The following is a 23,829-nucleotide window of genomic DNA, read 5'->3' as shown; positions in this document are numbered from 1 at the left end:
GTGTACTGGTTCTGCCACCGATATATGCCCGAATTCGGTGTTCAGGGACTTATTCTGCCCGTGTGACAGGGGAACCGGCGTTCTCGGCGCGGCCATTTCGGCGGCGGATGGTGCTGCTGGCCGTCGGTGTTGTGCTGGCGGCGGGTGGGGCCGCCACCCGACCGTTCAGTTGGTCGGCGACCGTGTTGGTGGTGGTGTCGGTGGTTGTGGTTTCGGTGCTGGCGTTCCGGGCGAGGCCCAAGCGGATTTCCCGTACCGTCCGGCTGCGGCGCGGAGTGGCTGTCTGGTCGACGCTGCTGGTCACGGCATCGGTGTGGGAGGTGTATGCGTTTGCGCGGCAACCGGATTGGCGGCGGCCGAGTGAGGTGCACCCGACGTTGTCGACGTTGCTGGATCCGGCGCTCGAGCAGTGGCCGCTGCGGTTCGTCGGATGGCTGGTGTGGCTGGGTGTCGGCTGGTGGCTGGTGTCGAGATGAGCGATCGGATGATCGTCATCGTCGGGTTCGTGGTGGTGCTGCTGGTCACGCTCGGCGTAGTTGTGGTCACGCATGTGCGCCGGGATCTGGTCGCGCCGGTGGGGGAAACAGTTGCGTACCTCACGCGCACTCGGGTGGCGAGGATTGCCGCTGTGGTCGTGTGGGCGTGGGTCGGCTGGCACTTTCTCGTGCGGTAGGGGCAACCGTGACGTTGCTGGACGGTTCCGCCGCGTGCTTCGGCAGGTGTCCGATCTGATCCACGATTGGCGGCGAAAGCGCTGGTGCACAATCGAATTGATTCGCGAAGCGGTCGAGGAATGTCGGCTGCTACCGCGCCTGTCGTGCGAACGCTTGTTTCTCGAGCCATGACCAGCAGCGCCGCGATACCGATAAGCCGAGTTGACCGCAGATGCGGCTGCTAGGGGGTGCTCGGTCGAGGTGAGGGCGTCACCAGTGTGTTCAGTTCGTCGGCGAACAGTAGGGCGGGGTCGAATTCCATGCCGGTGAAGTGGCCGGCGAGTTCGAGGGAGAGGACGCCGTGGAGTCGGGTCCAGAAGGACACGGCGCGGTGGAGGGTCGTGGTGGGCACCGAGTGGCCGTCGGCCCATCGGCGGTGGGTTTCGAGGTGGGCGTCGAAGGGTGTTGTCGGCGTGTTCAGGGGCAGCGCGGGGAAGGCCTCGATCAGCACCGCCATGATTTCGGACGAGATCGCGGTGGTGTCGTCGGGCGCGTGATAGCCGGGGACGGGTGTGCCGTAGATGAGGAAGTATCGCTGTGGGTCGTGCAGGGCCCATTCGCGCACGGTGTAGGCCAGCCCGGCCACGTCGGCACCGGAGTCGAATGCTGCTCGGAGAGTGTCGGCAAGGCTTCGGTAGGCGTCGCGGATGAGTTCGGTGATCAACTCGTCACGGCTGGCGAAGTACCGGTACAGGGCGGGGCCGCTCATACCCACATGTTTGGCGATCGCGTTGAGCGAGAGCGCGGGCACGCCGGCCGTGGCGATTTGCTGCCATGCGTGCTGCTTGATCTCCTCGCGCACTTGGGCCCGATAGCGCTCTCGCGAACCTGTCGCACCGGCTCCCATCGTCAACCGTCTCCTCTCGGGCTCCGCTCTGTCAGCAGGTTGGTTAGACCCTATCACTTTCCCTATTGACACTCACAGCATGGCGGTTATAGCCTCTAACTAAATCGAGCATATATAACTCGATGGAAGTCGGCTCGAGCCATGAACGAGGAGAGACCCATGTCCAACCCGCAAATCCGCCGCCGGGCCGGTAGGCGCACCGCCCTGTTCCTGATCCCGTTGGCCGCCGCGGTTGCCCTGGCCGCCGTCGCCGCGTGCGGTAGCGATGCCGGTAACGGCGACCCCCGGCAGGAAACGACCGCCGAACCCGCTCATCCGGATTCGCTGACCTGCGGCGGGGCCGGTATCGATGGTGCTGCCCGGATCCGGTACCGCACCGAGGCCTTGATCAAGGCACCGCTGAGCACCATCTGGGAACTGCACACCGACGTGGAACGCTGGCCCGCGTGGCAGCAGCCCGTCACCAGCATGAAGCGGCTGGACCAGGGACCACTGCGAGAAGGCTCGCAGTTTCAGTGGACAACTCCGGCGCCCGCCACTGCCACGACCCCTGCGACCACCCTTGTCATCACGTCCTCCGTCCAGCAACTCCAGCGCAACAACTGCATCCGCTGGAGCGGACCCGCGATCGGCGACGGGCTCGGCATCGACAATGGCGTCCACGTCTGGACCTTCACCGAGGTTGCCGGCGGTGTTCTCGTGCGCACCGAAGAGAACTGGACGGGCGAACAGGTCGAAGCCGACATACCCACATCCACCGCCTTCCTCGGAGCCGGTCTCGAAGCCTGGTTGCGAGACCTGAAGGCCACCGCCGAAGCCCACCCCTGAAGTCCCGATACGGATGTCGTGGTGCGGGCGCCTCGGCACGGCAAGGCGGTCACCCAGGTGGATGCGTCACGGGCACCGACATCGTCACAAAGCGAACGCCTACAGCTGATCTCGGCACTGCCGTCTTGATCCGAATGATCTTCGGCGGCTGCTGCCCAGCGCGTCTGCGATTCACCGGCTCTGGTCTCGCAGCTGACGTTTGTAGACCTTGCCGGAGTCATCGCGCGGAAGCCGGGTCGTGATGGTGATGTGCGTGGGTATTTTGTAGTGCGCGAGTTGCCCTTCCAGGTTCGCGCGGATCAGTTCCGCGCTGAGGTCGGCGTCGGGGCGGGGGACGATGTGGGCGGCCACTGTCTCACCGAGGTCGGTGGCGGAGGGGATTGCGGATACTGCGACGTCTTCTACGGTTTCGAGTGCCATGATGGCGTTTTCGATTTCGGCGGGATAGATGTTGACGCCGCCGGAGATGATGACTTCGCTGGAGCGGCCGGTGAGGTACAGGTAGCCGTCGCTGTCGAGATAGCCGGTGTCGCCGACGGTGATGAATCCCGGAACGGGACCGGGCGTGGTGCTGTTCCGGTTGAGGTAGGTGAAGCTCGGCCAGTACTCGGCGCCACGGACGAAGACGTGTCCGATTTCGCCTGGGGGACAGGGGGTTCCGTTCTCATCGGCGATGATGACGGCGGAGCCGTCTGCGCCGCGGCCGACGCTGCCGGGGTGTTCGAGCCATTCGGCGGCGGTGATCCAGGTGATGGTGCCTGCTTCGGTGCAGCCGTAGTACTCGATCAGTGCGTCGCCGAACCAGTCGATGGCGGTGCGTTTGACCGCGGGCGGGCAGGGCGCGGCGGAGTGGATGAGGTGGGTGAGGCTGGAAACGTTGTAGCGACTACGGATTTCGATGGGCAGTGACTGCAGTCGGGAGAGCATGGTCGGCACGATTTTGGCCTGGGTGATGCGGTGTTCGTCGACGAGTTGCAGGAATCGCTCGGCATCCCAGCGGGGCATGATCGTGATATTGGTGCCCATGCGCAGGGCCAGCACGGCGACCGCGTTGGGGCTGGTGTGGTACAACGGCCCGGCCACCAGCATCCGACCGCCCGGGGCGAGCCCCATCCGGTTCGCCGCGCCGCCCGCGATGGACAGCAGTTGGTGCGGTGTCATGCGTTCGCGCAGAACACCTTTGGGTGTTCCGGTGGTGCCGGAGGTGTAGATGAGTCCCATCGAATCGGCGACGGCGCCTTCGAGGTGGCCGAGCGGTTCCGGGTGGTCGCGGATCCACTGTTCGAGAGTGGTGTGTCGCTGGGTGGGGTGCGCCAACGCACGGTCGAGTCCGGCTTCATCGAGCAACTCGGTCGGCATCGCGACCTCGACGATGCGCGTATCCAGGCCTGCGCGTGCGAGCGCGGTCGTGATGACGTCGATGAATTCGGTATGGGCGATGACGAGTCCGGCAGCGCTGTCGACGAGTACATGTTCGACCTCGGGTGCCTGCCATCGCGTGTTGATCGGCACTGGATTGGCCCCGCTGGCGGCGATGGCCAACGAGACCTCGAGGAACTCGATGTCGTTGCGCAGCATGACCGCGACCCGATTCCCGCGGCCGATTCCGGCGGCTGCCAGAGCTGCGGCGAGACGACCGGCGCGGTGGTGGGCTTCCTGGTGGTTGCGCACCCGGGTTCCACAGGTGATCGTGGGGTCGGCCGAGCGGTTCACCGAAGCGTCGTCCATGAACCGCAGTCTGCCATGTCGGCCTGTGCAGACTGTGTGATCGGATTCGGTCGTCCGCTGGATGGGCGAGGTCGAAGAACTCGGCGATCAGTTCGGTGCTCGACAGGCCGGAGGGGGTTGCCGAATGCGCATCTCGCTCCGTTGGATTATCCGGGTATCTCTCGCGACCCGGATCACCCGAAATCGCGGGCCAGGACGGCACGGGCGTGGGCGTCGGCTAGCAGCAATCCGGCTTCGCGGCGTAGCCTGCCGAGTTCGCGACGCCGGTCGGCGGACCCTGTCTCGAGTTCCAGGTCCAAGGAGCCCAAGGTGTACTGCAGGCCGCCTACTGTCTCGACGGTCGCACCGCTGCCCAAGGTTCTCGCCTCCTCGATGAGCTGAGCCAGTCGACCTTCCAGACCGAGCATTTCGCCTCCCGAGCACGCGCAGCCGTATGTCCACCGTCGGCGTCGCCGAAGTCGGTCCCGTTCGCGTTGCGATATTTTCGCGGGTCGGCCGCGGCTTCGCCGTGCGTACGCCTCATATATTGAGCCGTTAAATAACGGTACACCGAATCACGGGAAGGTGGAAGAGGTTGTTCACGGCCTACAGCGACATGCCCCGGCAAAGGCGTCATCGCGGCGTGATCCGGCTCCTCCATCAGTGTCAGCTCCGCCGAGTCCGGTTGGCTGAGGCCAAGTGCCACAGGGATATTCGCCGTGCTGACGGAGTGTGGGGGATGTGCCCGGTCCGCTGGGAGCCGCTGCTGCTGCTCAGATCACCTGGTTGGCGATCATGATGAACTCGGCGGCAAGTGCCATGGTGGACAGGACTATTCCCGTGACTGCCAGGCCCTTGCCGCGGCGTTGTCCGGTGCAGCCGACGATCCCGAGGATCAGTCCGGCGGTTCCGAACGGGAGGCCGATGAAGGGGCGTACACCGGTCAGGTCGATCGGCAGGAACGGGAGTACGCAACCGATGATGCCGAGGAGTACCGCCCCGACGGCGAGCCCCATTCCGTGCCGCCGATCGGTCGGTTGTGGGCCGCCTTGCCATCCGTGGCCGCTGGGATAGTCCCAGGATTGTTGCGGCCGAGGAGGATTCGGATAGAGCGGATCCGGTGGCGTGAAGTATCCGGCGTTCGGGCCGGGAGTCGCCGTGCCGGGGTACTGGGGCGGGTTGGTCGGTTCCGGCGGCGGACTGTACGACATTGATTGTCCCTACTCACGGAAAGAACTGTTCGGGCGACAAGGCGGCTGCGCGGCTCGCGCGAGTCGACGTGAATTGTCGTCTGCGCATGATGGATTCGATTGTATTTGTCGATGAGTTCTTGGACGTCGTACCGGAAAGCGGGGTCCATCCAGTCCAGGACGGCGCGGTATGCGTCGGCTGCGGTCTCGGCCAGCGGCAGGTAGCCGATGGTCGGGTAGCCGTCGATCGGACGTGGGAGGAGCGGGAACTCGGGATGTGGTGCCGGCACGGGCTCGGTGATCACGAAGCCACTGCCAACCGAGCCGCTCGATCGAGCCCGCGCCCGCCCGACCCACTCGAATTCATTGGCGATTCTGCGCGGACCCGGCGACGATTGGTGGGTGGATCTCAGCACCTCGGATGGCGGTTCCTGGCGAATCGGAACCAACGCGGAGACCGCATGGATCGCGGACGGTACCTCGGCCGGGCTGACCATCGTCTCCGCGATCCCGCCGGTCTTCGACAGGTATGCCACGATCGTCGTGCCGGAAGACGACGACGCGGCCTGGGAGGCGCTGGACCGAGCGCTGGTGTCGGTCCTGCGCGTTGAGTCGGCGAACCCGCGTTGGTGGTTGGGTTACCTCGATAACGGCGTCGACGACATCGTCTTCCCCGAAGCTCCCCGCGTGACCTTGTACGCCGATTGGCACTATGTGCTGGTCGAGGCGGGGCCGGAGCAGGCGCTCAGCTGGCGCAAGCTGACTTGGCGTCAACGTCGTAGCCTGCCCGACCTGATCTTTCCGACCGACCGCTGCTGGCTGGTGTCGCGGCTGTTCGACGACGACTGGATCTGTGTCGGCGGGCCTGCCGGACTGGTACACGAGCTTGTTCGCCATCCCGACCTCGAGACACGTCGAGTGGAACTCGGGCAGGATGCGACACCCCCCGGATGTATTGCCATGTAGCCCTTCGGGACCTCCAGGCGCAGTCGTTCGACTGATTCGCCCAAGAGCCTGCGCGGCCTAAATTCTTCGGCATGCCGACAAACACCACCATGCTGGCTCACACTTTGGCCGCCGGGCGTGACCGGGCCTTCGTCGGCCGACGCACCGAACTCGAGGGATTCGCCGCGGCGCTCGCGGGGGATCACGCGGCCCGGCCCGTCCATTACCTGCACGGGCCAGGCGGTATCGGCAAGTCCACGCTGCTGTGGAAGTTTGCCGGGCAGGCTCGGCGCGCGGGTCGGCAAGTCGTCGAAATCGACGGCCGAACAGTGGTTCCGACGCCCGAGGGGTTCCTGGCGGCAGCCGGAGCCGCACTGCAGCGACCGGGGGTGGTGCTGCTCATCGATACCTTCGAGAAGTGCCAGGGACTCGAAGGATGGCTGTGGGAGCGGTTTCTGCCGCAGTTGCCTGTCGGCGCGGTGGTGGTGGTCGCCGGGCGTGCCGAGCCGGACCCGCTGTGGACCTCTGACCCGGGATGGGTTGATCTCCTCCGGGTCACCGCGCTCCGGAATCTCGTTCCGCAGGAGGCGGCCGAATTCCTGCACGCGCGGCATGTGCCGGCCACTGTGCAGCAGGCCGTGCTCGAGTTCACCGGGGGCAATCCGCTCGCGCTGGCCTTGGCGGCCGCGGTGGCGGTGGAGGCGGTAAAAGATGGTGCACCGACCGGTGATTGGCGACCGAGCCAGGACACCATCGCGACATTGCTGCGCCAATTGATCGGCAGCACACCGAGCCCCGAGCACAGCCGGGCGCTCGAAGTCTGCGCGCACGCCTATGTCACCTCGGAGTCACTGCTGCGGGCCGTGTTCGGGGAGCGGGCGGCGGAGTTGTTCGCGTGGCTGCGGGTGCAGCCGTTCATCGAGTACACCGGCGCCGGGTTGTTTCCGCACGATGTGGTGCGGGAAGCGCTGGAAGCCGATCTGCGGTGGCGTGACGCGGAGGGATTTGCCGAAATACATCACCGGATGCGGGAAGTGCAGCTGGCGCACCTGCGGTCGGCTCCGGAATCACAGTTGCTGCAGTCAACCGGCGCGGTGATCTTCCTGTATCGCACTGACCGGCAGATCTCGGAATTCAATGTCTGGCGCGATGTGGGGCTCGTCGAGGATCATCCGTATGTCGAGTCGCAGCGCGAGCAGGTGTTGGCGCTGGTGCAGCGGCACGAAGGGGATGCGTCGGCGGCGATCGTAGCGTTCTGGCTGGACCAGCAGCCCGCGGCGTTCCGGGCCTATCTCGCGACGCAGACGGGCGAGGTCGTCGCATTCTCCGCGTGGCTCGAACTCGCCGAGCCCGTGGGGCTGGAGGTCGATCCGGTGGTCGCGGCGGCGTGGCGCTACGCGCGCGCCCATGGGCCGCTCCGGTCGGGGGAGTATATGGCGTTGGCTCGCTTCACCGTCGACGCCACCGCCTACCAACGACCCGCTGCGGCTACCACGCTCGCCCAGTGGCGTGCCACCGGGGAAATGATTCGCGGTGAAAGGCTCGCCTGGTCGTTTGTCGTCATGCGTGACGATGGCTACTGGGACGCGCACCTCGGCGATATCAATATGGCGCCCATCGATGCTCCGCCGAGCGTTGGTGCCCATCGGTACGCGCTGTTCGCCCACGACTGGCGCACGCAACCGCCCGGCCCGTGGCTGGAGGAGAAGTCCGCTGCCATGCTCGCGGGCGCCTCCATGGCCGATGGGCCGGTTCGCGGGCCCACGGAGTTGGTTGTGCTGTCCCGTCCGGAGTTCGACACGGCAATTCGCGACGCGCTGCGCACGCTGCGCAAACCGGTTGCGCTCGGTGATAACCCGCTCAACCGGAGCCGTCTGGTCACCGAGAGCGGGAAGTCGCTGACCGAAGTGCTCGCGGACGCGGCGCAGTCGCTGCTCGCCGAGCGCGGCGGTGAGAAGTTGCACCGGGCGGTGAATGTCGCCTACTTCAAGGGCGCGCCCACTCAGGAGGTGGCGGCGGAGCTGCTGGGATTGCCGTTCAGCACCTACCGCCGCCATCTCGGCACCGCCGTGGATCGGATGAGCGAGCTGCTCTGGCATCACGAGTTGAACGGCCAGTGAGGTCCGCACGCGGGAAACAGCGATGTCCAGAAGTCCTGCAGCGCTTCGGCTCCCGCTGCCGGCTGCTCGACCATCCATTGGTGGCCCGCGTCCGGCATGAGGTAGAAGGTTGCCCCGAGGTCCCGGGCGACCTCGCCGGCTAGCTGGTAATCGTCGTAGGGGTCCTGCAGCGGGGTGATGACCAGGCCCGCTGCGGCGGTGCGCCGCAGGTCGGTTCCCCAGTCCCAGTAAAGATTTGGAGTGGCGGAACGATAGAGATCCAGGATGGAGCGCCCCATGCGGGCGTCGATATCGGTGGACTGTCGCATGAATTCTTCGCCGGCTCCGATGGTCTGCCAGGTTTGGCCCAGCTCGTGCCAGCGGTAGTCTGGGTGCATGATGCTCGCTGCGTCCGCTATCCAACTGCGGACTGGAACATCATATTTGGTGACGATCCGGTAGGTCAGCAGGGCGCCCCAGTCATGGCCGACCAGGTCGATTGGGCCGGGGATGCCCCGCAGCTCGGCCGCCAGCCAGTCCGCGTACGCGGTTTTGGTGGCGGCGAACGACTCCGGTCTGGCGACCCCGAAGCCGGGCAGCGACAGTGCCCTGCTGTCGACAGCGAGATGGGCGCGCAGGGCGTCCCACACGGCCGCAGTCCCAGGGACACCGTGCACGAAGACGACAGTCATTCGATTTCCTCTTTCGAAGGTTATGAGTAGCAAGGAGTTCGGCGTGGCTCACGGCACGTCGCGGAGCCTGCCGTAGTCGCGCTCGTAGATTCGGGGAGCAGCCAGGCGAAGCACCGTGTTACGAACGACCGGGGCCGTTCCCCTCGTGCTGTCGCGTCGCCGCGTCCGGGCCTGCACCCACTGGGTGCGCGGCAGCCGCCGCTGCCGATACCCCTCCAGCAACTGCTCGATTTCGCCGGTCCCGCTCAGTGATTCGGCAAGCACGAGGGCGTCCTCCACCGACATCGCCACACCCTGAGCCATATTGGGGGAACTCGCGTGTGCGGCATCACCGATGAGGATGATGCGCCGGATCCGCCAGGCCGGGTCGGTGACTTCCTCGATGCCGGAGAAGTGAGCATCGGTGGCCTCCGGCCGCGCGATCAGATCTCGGACCTGGTTGTCGAAACGGGAAAAGTGTTCGGCCAGAGACGATCCCGCCGGTGTGACGGCAACCGGTCCGGACGTCGACAGATCGGCATAGCAGTACAGCCGGTCCTTGCCGACCGGCACCGCGAGGAACGTCGCACCGCGCCCGAGCCACACGGTCCAGGCGTCGATATCCGCGGTGTTGTCGGTGACGAACCGCCAGCAGATCTGACCCACATAGCGTGCTTCGGCTTGCGGATTCACTATGCGCCGCAGCTCGGAGTGCACTCCGTCGGCGCCGACCACGACGTCGAAGCGGCCGCCGCTACCGTCGCTGAACTCCACCTCTACACCGGATTCGGACTCGGTGAGCGCGCGCACGGTGACACCGGTCCGGACGGGCAGCGGCAGGTTGTCCACCAGGGCCGTGCGCAGCCGGTCATACGTGATACCCATCGGCTGCCCGACACCGTCCCACAGGGCGGTCACGTCGATTTCGGCGAGCGTGTGGCCGCGCTGGTCCCGTAGGCGCTGTCTGTGAATCGGCACACCGTCCGCGCCCAGCGCAGCCCCGAGACCGAGTTCGGTCAGCGCCCGAACGGCATTGCCCGGCAAGAAGAGTCCAGCCCCGGCCGGGCTGTGTGTCCGTCGCTCGACGATATCCACCGACAACCCGCGACGATGCATCGCGCCGGCCGCCGCCATCCCGGCGACCCCCGACCCGACGACCAGAACGTTGAGCGGAATCGGCATGTGACCTCCTCGTTGTGCCTGTCCGGCGCACCCGAGCCGGTCGGCACCAAACCTCGCCTGCGCCACAGCCCATCCGCCAGACCAGAAACTGCTCACTTCTGTCATTCGTGGGTGCCTGTCCACTCGATCATTGCCAGCGGCCGGAAGAACCTACGGCACCTGGGATCAGCTCCGCATCAGTCGGATGACTCTGCCGGACGGATCACGGGAGAATTCCGATAAGGTCCACAGTCGAAACGGCATAAGTCGACCAATTGGGATGTTTCTCCGGCGGGTGGACACGGAGAGGGTGGCACAATGCGGGGAATGCTGGTCGGCCGCGACCAGGAGATGTCGCTCATAGCGGATGCGCTGTCTCCGCATACGGCGGGCCCCTCGCTGATCGCCGTGCTGGGCGAGGCGGGTATCGGCAAGTCCGCACTGCTGGGCGCCACCGCCGAGGACGCCGTCGAACGCGGCGTGCGCGTGCTGCGCGCCAGGGGCAGTGTCGCCGAGATCGACCTCGCCTACGCCGGTCTGCACCAGCTGCTCTTTTCCTACCTCGACGACGCTGACGCGCTACCGGGCCGGCAGCGGTCAGCGCTGCTCAATGCCTTCGGCTTCGGCGAAGAGACCGCCGCGCCCGACCGCATGATCTTCAACATGGCCGTGCTCACGCTGCTGTCGAACCTGGCCGAACAGCAACCGCTGCTGATCGTGCTGGACGACCTGCAATGGTTCGACCTCGCCAGCCGGGCGCTGCTGGCCTTCCTTATCCGAAGGCTGGAAGGCGAACCGATCGGCCTGCTCGCCGCCTGCCGTGGCGACCGGCTGCCGGAGGAGTTCGAGGACGCGCTGCCCTCGATCGTGTTGGCTCCTCTCGGGCCGGTCGAATCGGGGCAGGTGCTGGACCTGCTACCCGACGCCCCGGACGGTGAGCTGCGGGCCCGGGTGCTCGCAGCGGCGGAAGGCAACCCGCTCGCCTTACACGAATTGCCCAGGGCCATGCGCGATGCCGACGTCTTCGCCCCCGCGATCCCCGTCACCGATCGGCTCATCCGGGCCTTCGCCGCCCAACTCGTTACGCTCCCCGCGGACACCCGGCACGCACTGTTGGTCGGCGCCGCCGCGGATATCACCGACCAGGCTGTGGTGCGAGCAGTCCTCCCGCCGGTCGGCGCTCAGGTCTGGCGGCCCGCGGAACAGGCCGGACTGATCCGGCTGAGCCCCGGGCGAATCGAGTTCCGCCATCCCCTCATTCGCTCGGCGATCTATGGTGCCGCGCCAGCGTCAGTGCGCAGACAGGTGCATCTCGAGCTCGCCGAGGCGTTGACCGACGACATCGTCCGTCGCGCCTGGCACCTGTCGGCGGCCACGATCGAGCCCGACGAGGACGTCGCACAGATCATCGAGCAGGCCGCGACGCGGTCCTGGGGTCGCGGCGCGTTGGCGGAGGGCGCGACCGGCCTGGTGCGCGCGGCCCAGCTGACCCCCGGCGTCCGCGACCACGGCCGTCGGCTGTTCCACGCCGCGATCGAGTTCTTCGCCGTCGGAATGGTCTCGCAGGCAATGGCACTCGCCGCCCGCGCGAGTGAGCTCGTCGCGCAGAACGACGAATCGGCCGACGACGCCATCGCCCGATCGTGGCGCGGAATCGCCGCGCTCCAAGATCTCGAACTGGATCGGGCCTTCGTGCTGCTCGCTCCCACGCTCGATGATGCCGTGCCGTACGACGGGGGCACCTTGACTGCCCTCACCATCGTGGGCGAGGCCACCTACCTGTCCGGCCGCGCCGAACACCGCGCCCGCAGCCTGCGCGCCATGGCCGATATCGACTGGGTCCCAGCGGAATACCGGCTGGACATGCTGATGGCGGTGGATCCCTTCGGCTTCGCCGAGACCACCCGCAAGAGCCTGCCCGACCTGACGGCCGCGCAGCAAGAGCACACCGCGCTGAATTTTCACCTCGCGCGGATCTGCCTGCGGCTCGACGAGACCGCGACCGCCGCCGGCCTGCTGAACTCTGTCGCACACCCCGAACGCCCGGACGCTCACGTCCTGCTCGGCGGAATGATGGCCGCCTATCTGGGCACCGCGCTGTTCTGCACGGGTCGCTGGGACGAGGCCGAACGTGCCGTCGCCAAGATCGATGCGGGCGACACCACGCTCCTGGCGGTCCAGTTCGCCCAGTTCACCCAGGCCGCCATCGCCGCCTTGCGCGGCGATACGGCCCGCGCTGCGACCTCGGCCGCGGACATCCTTGCCCGCATCCCGGATCCGGCGAGCGTCAGCGAGTTGACGGTCAGGGCCCGCTGGGTCGCGGGGCTCGCGGCGATCACCGAAGGGGACCATCAATCCGGGTTCGGTTGGCTGCGACAGAATTTCGACGATGCTGGCGTGCCACTGCATTACGGCGTCTCCTGCTACGGCGTTGCCGACCTGGCGGCGGCCGCCGCCAGAACCGGCCGGACCGAGGAGGCGCGCACCGTGCTCGACCATGTCGTGGCCGCGACCACCGGGGGCCCGTCGCTGCGGCTGCGACTGATCTTCGACCGTGCGCGCGCCCTGCTCGCCGCGGGCGATGATGCCGAGCAGTATTTCCGGGCGGCGCTGGGTGAATCGGCGGGCGAGCAATGGCCGTTCGAACGGGCGCAGACCCAGCTGGAATTCGGCGAATGGCTACGCCGCGCCCGTCGGATCGCCGAGGCCCGGCCCATGCTTACCGAGGCCCTGCGAATCTTCGAACGACTGGGTGCCGCACCCTGGGCCGAACGGACCCGTGCCGAGCTGCGTGCGGCGGGGTTGCACCCCAAGCCCGTCAGCCGTGGCGCATTGGCCAACCTGCCTGCCCGCACCCGGCAGATTGTCGAACTCGCCGCCGCGGGATACACCAACAAAGAGATCGGTGAGCGTCTCTATCTGTCGCACCGTACGGTCGGGAGCCACCTGTACCAGGCCTTCCCGTTGCTCGGTGTCACCGCGCGGCACCAGCTGAGAGACGCTGTCGCGGAAGGATAGACAACCCGGGGCGCAGCGCAGTCACGTGACGGATGTGGTCGCCCGCCGGGTCCCGGCAGAATCGCGGGTACGTCCGCACTCCACCGAGGAACGGGGTTCGTCGATGGCGCTGCGGATATTCGGCAGTTGCTTCCTGGCCTATATGGATGACTACGTGGCCGTGCTGCGGTACGAGTCCGACACCAGTTTGACGATCACGGTGCTGGAAGGAGCCGGGCTGGCCGATGCGGGCCATCGCGAGTCCGTCGAGACCACCATGGCGGAGCTGCGTCCCGGCTTGTTCTTCAGCACCTGGCGGGAGCGAAGCGGCACCGTGGTCGCCCAGATCGCCGACTTCCCCAACGGTGTGGTGCGCGCCGTGGCCATGCCTGCCGGGGGAGAGGCGGTGATTCTTGCCGGGACGCTGCGACTGTTCCACGCTGTGTGCGACGAGTGAGTGGCCTCCGTCCACCGGTCAGGAAGCGCAGGTCGCGCTGCGCCGCAGCGCGACCTCGTCGGTGAGTATTCGCTGATGCAATGCGGCCAGGGCGGTGCCCGGCTCCAGGCCCAGATCCGCCACCAGGCGCTGCCTGGCGTCCAGATAGACGGCTAATGCCTCGGCCCGCCGGCCGTTGTCGTGCAGGGCCGTCATCATCAGCGCCGTCAACCGTTCGCAGTGCGGATCCACGATCCGCAGCGACTCCACCTCAGTGATCGCGCGGTCTAATTCACCTGTGGCCGAGGCAGTTTCGATAGAGAGTTCTTGCAGGGTGCGGCGCAGTCGCCGCAGCCGCGCACGCTCCACCGCCGCCCAAGGCCCCGGCACTCCGGACAACGGATCGCCGCGCCAAAGCGCCAGTCCGGCAAGCGCTTCCCGGTCGGCATCGACGAGACTTCCTGCGGCGCGGGACATTTCCGCCGTGGCCCGGTGCCGTTCGGCGGCATCGGCATCGGTATCGACCGGCAGCGCCAGGCGGTAACCACCACGCACCGACACTACGGCGTCGGCGCAGTCATCATGGACGGCCAACTGCCGACGCACCGACCACACGAAATTCCGAATGGCTCCGACCGCCGAATCAGGACTGTCGTCCACGCCCCACAGGCCATCGATCAGCTCGTCGATCGACACCACCCGCCCCGCGTTCCGGGCCAGCATCGCCAGCAGCGTCTGCGGCTTCTGCTGCTGGATCCCTACCGGAACCTCGCCGAACCACACCTCCACAGGTCCGAGCATCGAAAGCCGCAACAACGTCACATCCGTGTTCGACACCGCCTCGTACTCCTCACTCTAGGTGGCAGCCCATGATCACCACGAAAGCTGCTCACTTCCCAGCCCATTCGGCTGTTCAGCAGTGCTCAAATCGGCGCTGGGCGGCGATACTCTCGAGCACCGCGGCCAACTCGACTCGGCCGGTGATGCCAGCCGCGGGAAGATTCGGTACAGGTGGGAGCCGACAGTGCGGTGCGAAAGGTAGAGCTTCTCGGCGATCTGGCGGTGGGTGAGTCCTTCGGCGGCAAGCGTGGCGATCTGAAGTTCCTGCGGGGTGAGCTGGTCGCGGGCGTTCGCGGCGCGACGGGTGCTGGCCTCATCGGCGGCAGCGTCCTCGGGGAGCAGTTCGACGACCAGACAGAACCGTCGCGGTTCGACAATGTCACTCAGTCATCGACGCAGTCGTTCAACTGATTCGGCAGGGGTGCCCAGCTTCGTAATTTCATGGCCATGACATCGACATTCACCACGACCGACGGCGCCGAGATCTTCTTCAAGGACTGGGGCACCGGACGACCGATCGTCTTCAGCCACGGCTGGCCGCTCAACGCCGACGCCTGGGACGAGCAAGCCCGCCTGGTCGCCGAGCACGGTTTCCGCGCCATCGCCCACGACCGCCGCGGCCATGGCCGATCCACCCAGACCTGGGGCGGCAACACCATGGATCGCTACGCCGACGATCTGGCCGAGCTGATCGAGACGCTCGATCTACGCGACGCCGTGCTCGTCGGGCATTCCACCGGCGGCGGCGAGGTCGCCCGCTACCTCGGCCGGCACGGCAGCGCCCGCGTCTCGAAGGCCGTGCTGCTGGGTGCGGTGCCGCCGATCATGGTCGAGTCGGAGACCAATCCCGAAGGCACCCCGAGGGAGGTGTTCGACGCCATCCGCGCCGGCGTCGACACCGATCGCTCTCAGTTCTATTGGGATCTGAGCGAAACCTTCTACGGCTTCAACCGGCCCGGCGTGATCGCGTCGGAAGGTGCGCGCCGCGCGTTCTGGCGGCTGAGTATGCAGGCCGGTATCCGCGCCGCCTACGAATGCATCACCCAGTTCTCCGAGACCGACTTCACCGAGGATCTGCGGCGCATCGATATTCCGGTACTGGTCGCGCACGGCGATGACGACCAGATCGTCCCGCTGCACGACTCGGCGGTGAAATCCGCTGAGCTGCTCGAGCATTCGACCCTGCGCGTCTACCCAGGCGGAGCGCACGGGCTCTACGGCGAATTCCGGACCGCCTTCGAAGCGGATCTGCTCGAGTTCCTGAAGTACTGACTCCCTCTGAAATTCCCATAACCTCAACGAAACACCTTGAACAGCAGAGGAATTCGTCATGCGTATTGCCAACTCCGCCAAGATCGCCGCCGCCGCCCTTGGCCTGAGCGCCACCCTCGCCAGCGCCGGCTGTGCCTCCGCCGACCCGGCCCCCGCGCCGGTGAAACCGACCATCGTTCTTGTCCACGGCGCGTTCGCCGAGTCCGCCAGCTGGAACGGAGTCATCGACCGGCTGAATCGGCAGGGCCTGACCAATATCGCGGTGGGCAATCCGCTGCGTAGCGTCCAGGGTGATGCCGATGCCGTCCGCGGCGTGGTCGCCTCGATCAACGGGCCGGTCGTCCTGGTCGGGCATTCCTATGGCGGGCAGGTCATTTCGCAGATCATCGATCCCAAGGTCAAGGGCCTGGTCTACGTAGCGGCCTTCGCCCCCGAGGAGGGCGAAACCATCGGTGAGCTGTCCGGCAAGTTCCCGGGCAGCACCCTCGGCGAAACCCTGAACAAGGTCACGCTCGCCGACGGCAGTACCGACCTCTACATCAAGCCCGAGAAGTACCAGAAGCAGTTCGCTGCCGACGTGAGCGCCGCGCAGGCCGCACTCGACGCCCGCACTCAGCGACCGCTCAACGATCGCGCCCTCAACGGCAAATCCGGTGCGCCCAACTGGAAGACCCGGCCCTCCTGGTTCGTCTACCCCGACGCCGACTACAACATCCCGGTCGCCGCGCACCGATTCATGGCCGAACGCGCCGGAGCCCGCGCGACCGTCGAAATCCCCGGCGCCTCGCACGCGGTCACGGTCTCCCAGCCCGATGTCGTGGCCAAGGTCATCGTCGACGCCGCCGGCGCCGTCTCCTGATCGGCCCAGCCGATTTCGATGCAGTGGCGCCTGGATAGCCATGCGGCACCGGCAACTTCCTCGTAATTGAGCAGTTTCCGGTCTGGGAACTGAGCGTCATTCCAGCCGACAGTTGCCAGACCTGCTCCGCATCCTCGAAAGGACACATCATGCGAACCACCAAGGAAGGCCGGCCGATGCACGTGGTAGTTCTCGGCGGCGGTCCGGTCGGGCTGACCGCGGCCATGCTGCTGGCCCGCGAAGGCCATCGAGTCACCCTGTTGGACAAGGATCCCGACGGGCCGGGCGTCGACGCCGAGCACGCGTGGGACCAGTGGCGGCGATCGGGAGTCAACCAATTCCGGCACCCGCACCTCGTGTTGCCGGGGGCGTATCACCTACTCTCCCAGGAACTGCCGGAGGCGATCACCGAGCTGCGAGCTCTGGGCGCCCGAAGCCACAACATGCTCGACGGCGCCTACGATCTGCCGACCATCGGCGGCCGGAAACCCGGCGACGAACGGTTCGACACCCTCGCCGCTCGCCGGCCCGTCCTCGAGCAGGGACTCGGCAACGCCGCCGTGCACGCCGGGGTCACGGTACGCCGGGAGACTCCGGTCACCGGATTCCTGACCGAGGCCACACCGGCCTCCGGTGTCCTGCACATCACCGGCGTCCTGACTGCGCAAGGCGAGGAAATCCACGCCGACCTGGTCGTCGACGCACTCGGCCGCAATTCCCCGGCGAGCAAGATGCTCACCGACGTCGGTGCCCCTGCCCCGAAATACGACAAGCACGAGACCGGATTCCTGGCCTACAGCCGGTACTTCCGCTCCGCCGACGGGTCCTATCCGGACCAGGCGGCCTGGCCGCTGGAACACCACAGCAGTCTGGGGATCACCACCGTTCCCGGTGACGCGGGAACATGGGCCGTGGCCTTGTTCGTCTCAGCGAAGGACCGCGCCATGCGGGCGTTGAGTGATCCCGAGGTCTGGCAGCGGGTCGCTGCGCTGTATCCCGGTATGGCGCACTGGGCTTCGTATGGCGAGCCCATCACCGGAGTGCTCGCCATGTCCGGCATGGAGTCCCGGCATCGGCGCTTCGTCATCGACAACAAGCCGGTGGCGACCGGACTGCTCAGCATCGGCGATGCTTGGGCGACAACCAATCCCACCTTCGGGTATGGCATCACCATGGGCATGGCGCATGCGCTGTTGCTGCGGGATGTGCTGCGCGAGACCGGTTTCGACGATCGGGAGAAGCTCGCGCTCCGGTTCGACGAGATCACCGATGACACGCTCGGCCGTACCCAGCAGGCCTCGGCCGCGTGGGATCTGCATCGGCTCGAGCAGATCGACCTCGAAATCGCCGCCATCCCTTATGTCGAGGGCGTCGTTTATCGAACCGACGATCCGGAATGGCACCTGCGGCAGGCACTGGAGGCCGCGAAGCTGCAGGACCCCGACGTGCTGCGGGCTTATAGCGACGTCGGTTCGGGACTGAGCAGCCCCGAGGAAGCACTGGCCCGACCGGGCGTGCTCGACCGAGCCATGGATATCGGCGGCGGTGCTACCGGCTATCCGCAGCCCGGCCCGTCCCGGGTCGAGCTGCTCACCGCGATCGGAGCGAGGTAGTGCGCATCGAAAGCAATGGCATCGAATTGCAGGTGCAGGTCAGCGGATCCGGCACGGATGTGCTTCTGGTGCACGGGTATCCGGATACCCACGCCGTATGGCGTTATCAGGTGCCGGCGTTGAACGCGGCGGGCTACCGCACTATCGCACCCGATCTGCGCGGCTTCGGGTCCTCGGACAAACCGACGGAACTGGCACAGTACGAGCTCGCGCAGTATGTCGCCGATCTGGTGGGCGTGCTCGACGAACTCGAGGTGCAGTCCGCACACGTCATCGGGCACGATTGGGGTGCGTCCCTGGCCGTGCTGCTCGCGGGGCTGCATCCCGAGCGGGTCGCCGACCTCACCACGCTCTCGGTGGGGACCCCGGCGGCGGTGGTGGACGCGGGGCTGCCACAGCGCGAGAAGTCCTGGTACTTCTTGCTGTTCCAGTCCCTTGGCATCGCCGAACGCTGGCTCGCGCAAGACGATTTCGCCAATATGCGGCAATGGCTCGCCAGTCATCCGGACCTGCTCGAGGTCATCGAGCGGATGCGTGATCCGCGGGCGCTGAGCACCAGCCTGGGGCTGTACCGCACCGGGGCCGGACCGGAATTCCTCGTCGAACCGCCCGTCCTGCCACCGGTACTCGCCCCGATGATGGGCGTGTGGAGCAGCGAAGACGCGTTCCTGACCGAGCAGGCCGTGCTCGGTAGCGAGAAGTACGTCAGCGGGTCGTGGCGGTACGAGCGGCTCGACGGCATTGGCCACTGGATGCAAGTCGAGGCACCGGACCGGGTCAACGGCCTGATCCTGGACTTCCTGTCCACAACCCCGCGCTAGCGGTTCGGCTGTCGGGTGGTTGTGCCGCCGACCTCCCGACACCGAAAGCCCCTTTCCGAGAGTCACCTTCGAATGAAAGAAGCCCACACGATGACTCGCACCATTCCCGGATTCGACTACCACCGGGTCCCCGTGGCCGACGACATCGCTCTCAACGTCGCCGTCGCCGGCTCGGGAACCCCGATCGTGCTGCTGCACGGTTTTCCCCAGACCCACCTGATGTGGCGGCACGTCGCCGCCGACCTGGTCGCCGGGGGCCACACCGTCGTCGTCCCGGACCTGCGTGGTTACGGCGACAGCGATAAACCTGCAGAAGCCGGGACCGATACCTACTCGAAGCGGACCATGGCCGCCGACATCATCGCCGTGGCGAAAGCTTTCGGCCATGAACGTTTCGCACTCGCCGGGCACGACCGGGGCGCGCTGGTCGCCTTCCGAGCAGGCCTCGACCACCCCGACGCGATCAGCCATCTCGCGTGTCTGGACGTGCTGCCCACCCTGGACATGTGGGATGTGCTGCACGGCACCAGCGCCGCCGTCGGATTCCATCTGTACCTGATGGCGCAGCCGCCTGGCCTGCCCGAACAGATGATCTCCGCCAGCGCCGACGCGTTCTTCTCTTCCTTCCTGGACCAGTGGAGCAAGGATCCATCCGCGATTCCCACGTCGGTGCGCGCGGCCTACCTCGATGCATGCCGCGAAGCCGTCCCCTCGATCGTGGCCGACTACCGCGCTTCGGCAACCGTCGATGTCGACCATGATCGTGTCGACCGCGCCGCAGGCATCCGGCTGGCGATGCCCGTGACGGTCATCCAGCAAGACTGGGGCGCCACACTCGGATACGAGGCCGCCGCTCTGTGGTCGAACTGGGCACCGGATCTGGACCATCGCACCATCGACGCGGGTCACTTCATGGCTGAGGAGGACCCGGCTGCCGTCGTCGCCGCCATTCGTGACCTCGTGCACCGCTGACCTACGTCGAAGTCCCGAGCTGTCCGAGCGCGTTGCGCGTGAGGGCATCGCGATCCAATCCGATGGCGAGCTCGACGATCTCGCGCAACCCTGAAGAACCGAGAGGCTGATACCCAATGGTGGAAATGAACCGTCGACGGCTGTTCGGGCTCAGCGCGATGGCCGCCCTCGCCGCGGCCGGTTGTTCTCGCACCGATGCTGGCAACGGTGCGGCGGTACAGGCAGGAACCGACGAGATTGCCGAGATCGTCGGTCCGGTGTCACCGATTTCGGCATTTCCGACGGCGGACGAGATGAACGCCTTCGTCGATAGATTGGCGGCAGTCGATCCGGGCCGAGTCCTGGTCACCGAGATCGGCCGTTCCCGGGCCGGGCAGGCGATTCGCAACGTGCGCATCGGATCCGGGCCGCGCCCGATACTGGTGCTCGGTAGCCCACACTCCAATGAGCCGATCGGCTTGGCCACCACCCGTCATCTGCTGGGCCGGCTGGCCGCCGACGAGGCGCTGACGTCTTCGCTCGGGGCTACCTGGAATTTCGTCCCGCTGGTGGATCCGGACGCCACCCGGCTGGGCGAAGGCTGGTTCGGTGGCCCGTTCACCCGCACCAATGTGGCGCGTCACTTCTATCGGCCGCCCGGTGACCTGCAAGCGGAGTGGACCTTCCCGATGAATTGGCGGGGCACCCCGATCGGCCGTCCGCTGCCGGAGACCCGGGCACTGATGACACTGATCGATTCCACCCGCCCCGCGCTGGTGGCCTCGCTCCACAACGCGGACTTCAGCGGCGGATTCGCCTACGTCAGCGGCGGCGATAGTGACTACTGGAGGTCGCTGACCGGGCACATCACCGGCAACGGATTGCCGCTGTACCGAGGTGAACCCGATGCCCCCGGCGCGGCGCCGCTGACCGAAGGCATCTTCGGCATGCCGAGCTTCGATCAGATGTGCAGCGCGATCGCGGCCGGCTGCGCGGATCCGCTGGCCCTGTCCGGCGGCAGCAGCGGCCACTACGCCGGACAGTACGGTGGTGCGTACCTGGTCAGCGAATTGCCGCTGTGGAGCGACCCCCGCTTGGCCGATGACTCCCCTGGTTGCGAATCGCCGGACCGCTCGCTCGGCTGCTGCGCGAGGAGGCCGCCCGCAGCGGATCTCCCGAACTCCACTCGGAAAGTAGGCGTTTCGAGGCTGTCTTCGATCGGTGGTGCGGTGAGATCGAACGCGATGCACCCGGGCAGTTGGTTCCACTGGATCGACTGGTTGCTATCCAGGCATCGTCTGTCATCACGGCGGTGACCCGGTTGCGCGATCAACGGCCGGTGTAGCGGGGCCAAAATGTCGGCCGGACCAAACTGTCAGCAGAAACGGCGAGGACACAGATGCGCCTGACCCGGGCGCAAACCCGACAACGAAAACGGGAAGCCTTGATCGATGCCGCTATCGCATGAGTTGATTGAGGCGGTCCCATGCCGGGGATGAGGCTCCGGGCTGGGATCGGGCGGCCAACTGGGCGATGGCCGGGTTGTGGACGGGGCGGGTTTCGGAGCGGCTGTGGTGGTTGGCGAACCAGTTGCGGGTGCGTTCCGCGAGGGCAGGGAGGCGGGGGTCGTCGGGTGACCAGTCGTAGGCGGCGTCGTATTCGAGGTAGAGGGCGCGGACTTCGGGATGGGTGATGAGTTCACGTTTTTCGGCGATCCATCCGGCGGCGTCCTCGGGTGAGGCGGTTTGCATGAGGATCCAGCCGTCGCGTTCCAGGTGGATCCGGTGCTCGCTGACGCCTAGTTCGCGCAAGTCGTCGAGGTAGGCGGCGACTTCGGAGGAGACGAAAAGCCGGTCGCCGCTGCGTAGTTGGGCGAGTTGATCGCGGGTTCGTCGCAGCTGCGCGATGCGGTCGCGGAGGTTGCGGTCGATCTCGGCGATGACTGTCGTGAGCGCGTCCGGGTCGGTGTCGAGGAGGTCTTTGATGCGAGCCAGTGGTACGCCCGCATCGGCCAGGGTTCTGATCTTGATGAGGTCGATGGCGTCTTGCGCGGTGTAGCGCCGGTAGCCGGACGAGTCGCGGTCGGGCTCGGCGAGCAGACCGCGCTCGTGATAGTGGCGGATGGCTTTGATGGTCACTCCGGCGTAGTCCGCGAGCCGGCCGATCGTGATCATGCTGGATATCCTTCCACTTATTCGGAACGGTCAGGCCCGTCGGGTCAGGCGGCCGCCGCCGTTGCGGAAGCGCGCTCGGCCGTCGCGGATGTCGTGGTAGGAGACGAGCAGCAGTCGCAGATATCCGTCGAACGTCTCCAGTGGATATCCGGCGGGTGCGAAAAGGCCGGGGCGGATCGGCACGTAGCGCTGCGGCGGGGCGGAGGTCATGCCGCCAGCGAACTCGGTGAAGATCTGCGCCTGCGATTCGTCTGCCGGTTCGTAGGTCATCCGTTCCTCGAGCTGACCTTCGACAATGCTGACGTCGATGCGGAGCTGGTTGGACCGGTAGGTGCCCACATAGGGGGTGAGGTCGACGTCGGCCTCCAATTCGGTGATCAGAGTGGGGATTTGGCCGCCGAGATGCCCGCTGAGGAGCCATTGCAGGATCTGGTCCTGCAGCATGATCGCCCTGGAGGTATTGCCGAAGGCGGTGAAGACCAGGTCGTATTCGGGCAGGACACACAGGATGGACACGCCGCCGGGCGATGCGCCCGACATGGCGAGGACGGTCGTGTCACCGAACGGATACCGCACCCAACCCAGGCCCATCGGTGGGACATTCGGGGTGGCCATGTCGTGCGAGACCTGTTGCATCAGCGCGGTCGACTCGCTCGACAGGACGCGGGTGCCGGATGGGGATATTCCGCCCGCGAGGTGGGTGCGTCCGAAGGCGAGCAGGTCGGCGATGGTGCCGATCGGTGTGCCGCCCGCTGGCCCCCACGTATCGGGCAGCATGAACATGCGAGTCGGCTTGGCCGCCATGGTCTCGGCGTCCAGGAAGTGGCCGACGGCGGTGCTGCGCAGGATGGCCTGCTCGGCTGAGGTGCTGGAGTTCCGCATGCCGACGGGTGCGTAGATATCGCGCTCGAGCAGGTCGGGGAAGGACAGGCCGGTCACCACTTCCAGCAGGCGGCCCGCGACGATCATGCCGCCGTTGGAGTAGCTGAGCTGCTCGCCGGGTTCGAACAGGGTGCCGCAGCTGTTCGCGAGGCCCTCGACGTAGGTCTGCAGGGCGTCACGGCCCGCGGCGTCGGGGAAGAACAGGTCCGCATCGATGCCATTGGTATGCGAGATCAGGTGCCGGACCAGGATCTTGTCCGCCGCGCCGGGGGCGGTCAGCGCGAATTCCGGGAGGTACTTCACTACGGGCGCGTCGAGGTCCAGGAGTCCGCCCTCGACCTGCCGGAGCACCAGCGTGGTGGTCAGGACCTTGGTAACCGAGCCGAACAGGAATCCGGTGTCCTCGAGCATCGGTGCGCCGGTGGCGACGTTCGCGGTGCCGTGAGCGACGATGATCTGCTCGCCGGCGTGATACACGCCAGCGACGAACCCGGGGACGTTGTCGGACTCGCAGTAGGCGGCGGCCCGCTCGCGGATGTGGGCTTCGACGGTGTGCAATGCGTTGTTGTTCATGCGAACCATCGTCGAACCTTGCCCATGGGGCAAGGTCAAGCCCTGAACAGAGAAACGCTTCCGGACCCATGGAAGTCCGCACGGGCCCGGATGCCTCTGCGGCGATCGGGCCGCCGAACTCCTGTGCAGTGCATCGCAATCGGTGTGCGCAGGGGATCTGGGCATTGCTTTGAGCAGCTCGGTCGATATCGAGATCACCGCCGTACCAGTAACTTTCCGGCATGACCGGTTCGCACGACCTCACCGCCAA

The 23,829-nt window shown here is 66.6% G+C and carries 24 protein-coding genes and 1 pseudogene; 14 read left to right on the top strand and 11 right to left on the bottom strand.

From position 1 onward, the window contains the following. The first annotated feature begins 62 nt into the window (after positions 1–62). Together ACQP1G_RS34875 and ACQP1G_RS34870 are read left to right on the top strand one after the other, a co-directional pair. On the top strand, positions 63–476 hold the full coding sequence (locus ACQP1G_RS34875; protein WP_433193938.1) for a hypothetical protein: 414 nt from the start codon (positions 63–65) through the stop codon (positions 474–476). Continuing rightward, the gene (locus tag ACQP1G_RS34870) at positions 473–673 is read left to right on the top strand and encodes a DUF6186 family protein (RefSeq protein ID WP_433193937.1); all 201 of its coding nucleotides are present in this window, start codon (positions 473–475) and stop codon (positions 671–673) included. Before ACQP1G_RS34875 ends, ACQP1G_RS34870 begins: the two co-directional genes overlap by 4 nt. A gap of 221 nt (positions 674–894) precedes the next feature. Here the strand turns inward: ACQP1G_RS34870 and ACQP1G_RS34865 are convergent, their stop codons facing one another. Beyond that, on the bottom strand, positions 895–1,560 hold the full coding sequence (locus tag ACQP1G_RS34865) for a TetR/AcrR family transcriptional regulator (protein ID WP_433193936.1): 666 nt from the start codon (positions 1,558–1,560) through the stop codon (positions 895–897). Positions 1,561–1,719: 159 nt separating this feature from the next. On the opposite strand from ACQP1G_RS34865, the gene ACQP1G_RS34860 reads away from it, so the two are divergent. Beyond that, positions 1,720–2,388, top strand: a complete 669-nt coding sequence (locus ACQP1G_RS34860) for an SRPBCC family protein (protein ID WP_433193935.1) — start codon at positions 1,720–1,722, stop codon at positions 2,386–2,388. Between the two features lie 171 nt (positions 2,389–2,559). On the opposite strand, the gene ACQP1G_RS34855 is transcribed toward ACQP1G_RS34860, so the two are convergent. The 4 genes and pseudogenes from ACQP1G_RS34855 to ACQP1G_RS34840 form a co-directional block, all read right to left on the bottom strand. Then, complete coding sequence (locus ACQP1G_RS34855) at positions 2,560–4,116, bottom strand: AMP-binding protein (RefSeq protein WP_433193934.1); 1,557 nt, start codon at positions 4,114–4,116, stop codon at positions 2,560–2,562. 173 nt (positions 4,117–4,289) lie between these two features. After that, positions 4,290–4,523 carry a hypothetical protein gene (locus ACQP1G_RS34850; RefSeq protein ID WP_433193933.1) on the bottom strand — a complete coding sequence of 78 codons (234 nt, stop codon included), beginning with the start codon at positions 4,521–4,523 and terminating at the stop codon, positions 4,290–4,292. Between the two features lie 345 nt (positions 4,524–4,868). Continuing rightward, a complete protein-coding gene (locus tag ACQP1G_RS34845; protein WP_433209548.1) occupies positions 4,869–5,306 on the bottom strand; it encodes a hypothetical protein in 438 nt (145 codons plus the stop codon). Between the two features lie 101 nt (positions 5,307–5,407). Next, positions 5,408–5,782 (bottom strand): annotated as a pseudogene (locus ACQP1G_RS34840) (DUF7691 family protein); the annotation flags it as partial. Between ACQP1G_RS34840 and ACQP1G_RS34835 the strand changes: the two are divergent. Further along, complete coding sequence (locus ACQP1G_RS34835) at positions 5,688–6,251, top strand: hypothetical protein (RefSeq protein ID WP_433209545.1); 564 nt, start codon at positions 5,688–5,690, stop codon at positions 6,249–6,251. The pseudogene ACQP1G_RS34840 and the gene ACQP1G_RS34835 overlap by 95 nt on opposite strands. A 71-nt stretch (positions 6,252–6,322) precedes the next feature. Next, positions 6,323–8,350 (top strand): ATP-binding protein, encoded by a 2,028-nt coding sequence (locus ACQP1G_RS34830; protein WP_433193932.1) that lies wholly within the window; start codon positions 6,323–6,325, stop codon positions 8,348–8,350. On the opposite strand, the gene ACQP1G_RS34825 is transcribed toward ACQP1G_RS34830, so the two are convergent. After that, the gene (locus tag ACQP1G_RS34825; RefSeq protein ID WP_433193931.1) at positions 8,329–9,021 is read right to left on the bottom strand and encodes an alpha/beta fold hydrolase; all 693 of its coding nucleotides are present in this window, start codon (positions 9,019–9,021) and stop codon (positions 8,329–8,331) included. The two genes, ACQP1G_RS34830 and ACQP1G_RS34825, sit on opposite strands and share 22 nt — an antisense overlap. Positions 9,022–9,069: 48 nt before the next feature. After that, positions 9,070–10,182: an FAD-dependent monooxygenase gene (locus ACQP1G_RS34820; protein WP_433193930.1), complete on the bottom strand. Its 1,113-nt coding sequence runs from the start codon at positions 10,180–10,182 to the stop codon at positions 9,070–9,072. A 306-nt stretch (positions 10,183–10,488) separates the two neighbouring features. On the opposite strand from ACQP1G_RS34820, the gene ACQP1G_RS34815 reads away from it, so the two are divergent. Both ACQP1G_RS34815 and ACQP1G_RS34810 read left to right on the top strand, forming a co-directional pair. Further along, positions 10,489–13,179, top strand: a complete 2,691-nt coding sequence (locus tag ACQP1G_RS34815) for an ATP-binding protein (RefSeq protein WP_433193929.1) — start codon at positions 10,489–10,491, stop codon at positions 13,177–13,179. Positions 13,180–13,204: 25 nt separating this feature from the next. Next, positions 13,205–13,615 carry a MoaF-related domain-containing protein gene (locus ACQP1G_RS34810; RefSeq protein WP_433193928.1) on the top strand — a complete coding sequence of 137 codons (411 nt, stop codon included), beginning with the start codon at positions 13,205–13,207 and terminating at the stop codon, positions 13,613–13,615. A gap of 18 nt (positions 13,616–13,633) precedes the next feature. Here ACQP1G_RS34810 and ACQP1G_RS34805 read toward each other — a convergent pair whose 3' ends face one another. Both ACQP1G_RS34805 and ACQP1G_RS34800 read right to left on the bottom strand, forming a co-directional pair. Then, the gene (locus ACQP1G_RS34805) at positions 13,634–14,431 is read right to left on the bottom strand and encodes an AfsR/SARP family transcriptional regulator (protein WP_433193927.1); all 798 of its coding nucleotides are present in this window, start codon (positions 14,429–14,431) and stop codon (positions 13,634–13,636) included. A 36-nt stretch (positions 14,432–14,467) separates the two neighbouring features. Next, entirely contained in the window at positions 14,468–14,689 is a 222-nt protein-coding gene (locus ACQP1G_RS34800) for a LuxR C-terminal-related transcriptional regulator (RefSeq protein ID WP_433209084.1), read from the bottom strand. Between ACQP1G_RS34800 and ACQP1G_RS34795 the strand changes: the two genes are divergently transcribed. The 7 genes from ACQP1G_RS34795 to ACQP1G_RS34765 all read left to right on the top strand — a co-directional run bounded on the left by ACQP1G_RS34795 (position 14,624) and on the right by ACQP1G_RS34765 (position 21,266). Further along, positions 14,624–14,845 carry a hypothetical protein gene (locus ACQP1G_RS34795; RefSeq protein ID WP_433193926.1) on the top strand — a complete coding sequence of 74 codons (222 nt, stop codon included), beginning with the start codon at positions 14,624–14,626 and terminating at the stop codon, positions 14,843–14,845. The two genes, ACQP1G_RS34800 and ACQP1G_RS34795, sit on opposite strands and share 66 nt — an antisense overlap. A gap of 36 nt (positions 14,846–14,881) precedes the next feature. Beyond that, positions 14,882–15,706 (top strand): alpha/beta fold hydrolase, encoded by an 825-nt coding sequence (locus ACQP1G_RS34790; RefSeq protein ID WP_433193925.1) that lies wholly within the window; start codon positions 14,882–14,884, stop codon positions 15,704–15,706. A gap of 58 nt (positions 15,707–15,764) precedes the next feature. Continuing rightward, the gene (locus tag ACQP1G_RS34785; RefSeq protein WP_433193924.1) at positions 15,765–16,565 is read left to right on the top strand and encodes an alpha/beta fold hydrolase; all 801 of its coding nucleotides are present in this window, start codon (positions 15,765–15,767) and stop codon (positions 16,563–16,565) included. Between the two features lie 149 nt (positions 16,566–16,714). Then, a complete protein-coding gene (locus tag ACQP1G_RS34780) occupies positions 16,715–18,178 on the top strand; it encodes an NAD(P)/FAD-dependent oxidoreductase (RefSeq protein ID WP_433193923.1) in 1,464 nt (487 codons plus the stop codon). Then, entirely contained in the window at positions 18,178–18,999 is an 822-nt protein-coding gene (locus ACQP1G_RS34775; RefSeq protein ID WP_433193922.1) for an alpha/beta fold hydrolase, read from the top strand. The genes ACQP1G_RS34780 and ACQP1G_RS34775 overlap by 1 nt, the downstream gene beginning before the upstream one ends. Before the next feature lie 90 nt (positions 19,000–19,089). Beyond that, positions 19,090–19,971 carry an alpha/beta fold hydrolase gene (locus ACQP1G_RS34770; RefSeq protein ID WP_433193921.1) on the top strand — a complete coding sequence of 294 codons (882 nt, stop codon included), beginning with the start codon at positions 19,090–19,092 and terminating at the stop codon, positions 19,969–19,971. Positions 19,972–20,096: 125 nt separating this feature from the next. Beyond that, positions 20,097–21,266 carry a M14 family zinc carboxypeptidase gene (locus ACQP1G_RS34765; RefSeq protein WP_433193920.1) on the top strand — a complete coding sequence of 390 codons (1,170 nt, stop codon included), beginning with the start codon at positions 20,097–20,099 and terminating at the stop codon, positions 21,264–21,266. Between the two features lie 141 nt (positions 21,267–21,407). Here the strand turns inward: ACQP1G_RS34765 and ACQP1G_RS34760 are convergent, their stop codons facing one another. Further along, a complete protein-coding gene (locus ACQP1G_RS34760) occupies positions 21,408–22,124 on the bottom strand; it encodes a MerR family transcriptional regulator (RefSeq protein ID WP_433193919.1) in 717 nt (238 codons plus the stop codon). Between the two features lie 30 nt (positions 22,125–22,154). Further along, positions 22,155–23,579: a serine hydrolase domain-containing protein gene (locus ACQP1G_RS34755; RefSeq protein ID WP_433193918.1), complete on the bottom strand. Its 1,425-nt coding sequence runs from the start codon at positions 23,577–23,579 to the stop codon at positions 22,155–22,157. Positions 23,580–23,829: the final 250 nt, after the last annotated feature.

This window comes from Nocardia sp. CA-107356, assembly GCF_050946365.1.
GTDB lineage: Bacteria > Actinomycetota > Actinomycetes > Mycobacteriales > Mycobacteriaceae > Nocardia.
This window is presented reverse-complemented; position numbering and strand designations above follow the sequence as displayed.

Coding starts and splice junctions, on each gene's coding strand:
- ACQP1G_RS34765 (WP_433193920.1), top strand. CDS start 20,097: ATGAACCGTCGACGGCTGTTCGGGCTCAGCGCGATGGCCGCCCTCGCC.
- ACQP1G_RS34785 (WP_433193924.1), top strand. CDS start 15,765: ATGCGTATTGCCAACTCCGCCAAGATCGCCGCCGCCGCCCTTGGCCTG.
- ACQP1G_RS34770 (WP_433193921.1), top strand. CDS start 19,090: ATGACTCGCACCATTCCCGGATTCGACTACCACCGGGTCCCCGTGGCC.
- ACQP1G_RS34790 (WP_433193925.1), top strand. CDS start 14,882: ATGACATCGACATTCACCACGACCGACGGCGCCGAGATCTTCTTCAAG.
- ACQP1G_RS34815 (WP_433193929.1), top strand. CDS start 10,489: ATGCTGGTCGGCCGCGACCAGGAGATGTCGCTCATAGCGGATGCGCTG.
- ACQP1G_RS34780 (WP_433193923.1), top strand. CDS start 16,715: ATGCGAACCACCAAGGAAGGCCGGCCGATGCACGTGGTAGTTCTCGGC.
- ACQP1G_RS34755 (WP_433193918.1), bottom strand. CDS start 23,579: ATGAACAACAACGCATTGCACACCGTCGAAGCCCACATCCGCGAGCGG.
- ACQP1G_RS34865 (WP_433193936.1), bottom strand. CDS start 1,560: ATGGGAGCCGGTGCGACAGGTTCGCGAGAGCGCTATCGGGCCCAAGTG.
- ACQP1G_RS34850 (WP_433193933.1), bottom strand. CDS start 4,523: ATGCTCGGTCTGGAAGGTCGACTGGCTCAGCTCATCGAGGAGGCGAGA.
- ACQP1G_RS34860 (WP_433193935.1), top strand. CDS start 1,720: ATGTCCAACCCGCAAATCCGCCGCCGGGCCGGTAGGCGCACCGCCCTG.
- ACQP1G_RS34825 (WP_433193931.1), bottom strand. CDS start 9,021: ATGACTGTCGTCTTCGTGCACGGTGTCCCTGGGACTGCGGCCGTGTGG.
- ACQP1G_RS34845 (WP_433209548.1), bottom strand. CDS start 5,306: ATGTCGTACAGTCCGCCGCCGGAACCGACCAACCCGCCCCAGTACCCC.
- ACQP1G_RS34820 (WP_433193930.1), bottom strand. CDS start 10,182: ATGCCGATTCCGCTCAACGTTCTGGTCGTCGGGTCGGGGGTCGCCGGG.
- ACQP1G_RS34870 (WP_433193937.1), top strand. CDS start 473: ATGAGCGATCGGATGATCGTCATCGTCGGGTTCGTGGTGGTGCTGCTG.
- ACQP1G_RS34855 (WP_433193934.1), bottom strand. CDS start 4,116: ATGGACGACGCTTCGGTGAACCGCTCGGCCGACCCCACGATCACCTGT.
- ACQP1G_RS34760 (WP_433193919.1), bottom strand. CDS start 22,124: ATGATCACGATCGGCCGGCTCGCGGACTACGCCGGAGTGACCATCAAA.
- ACQP1G_RS34830 (WP_433193932.1), top strand. CDS start 6,323: ATGCCGACAAACACCACCATGCTGGCTCACACTTTGGCCGCCGGGCGT.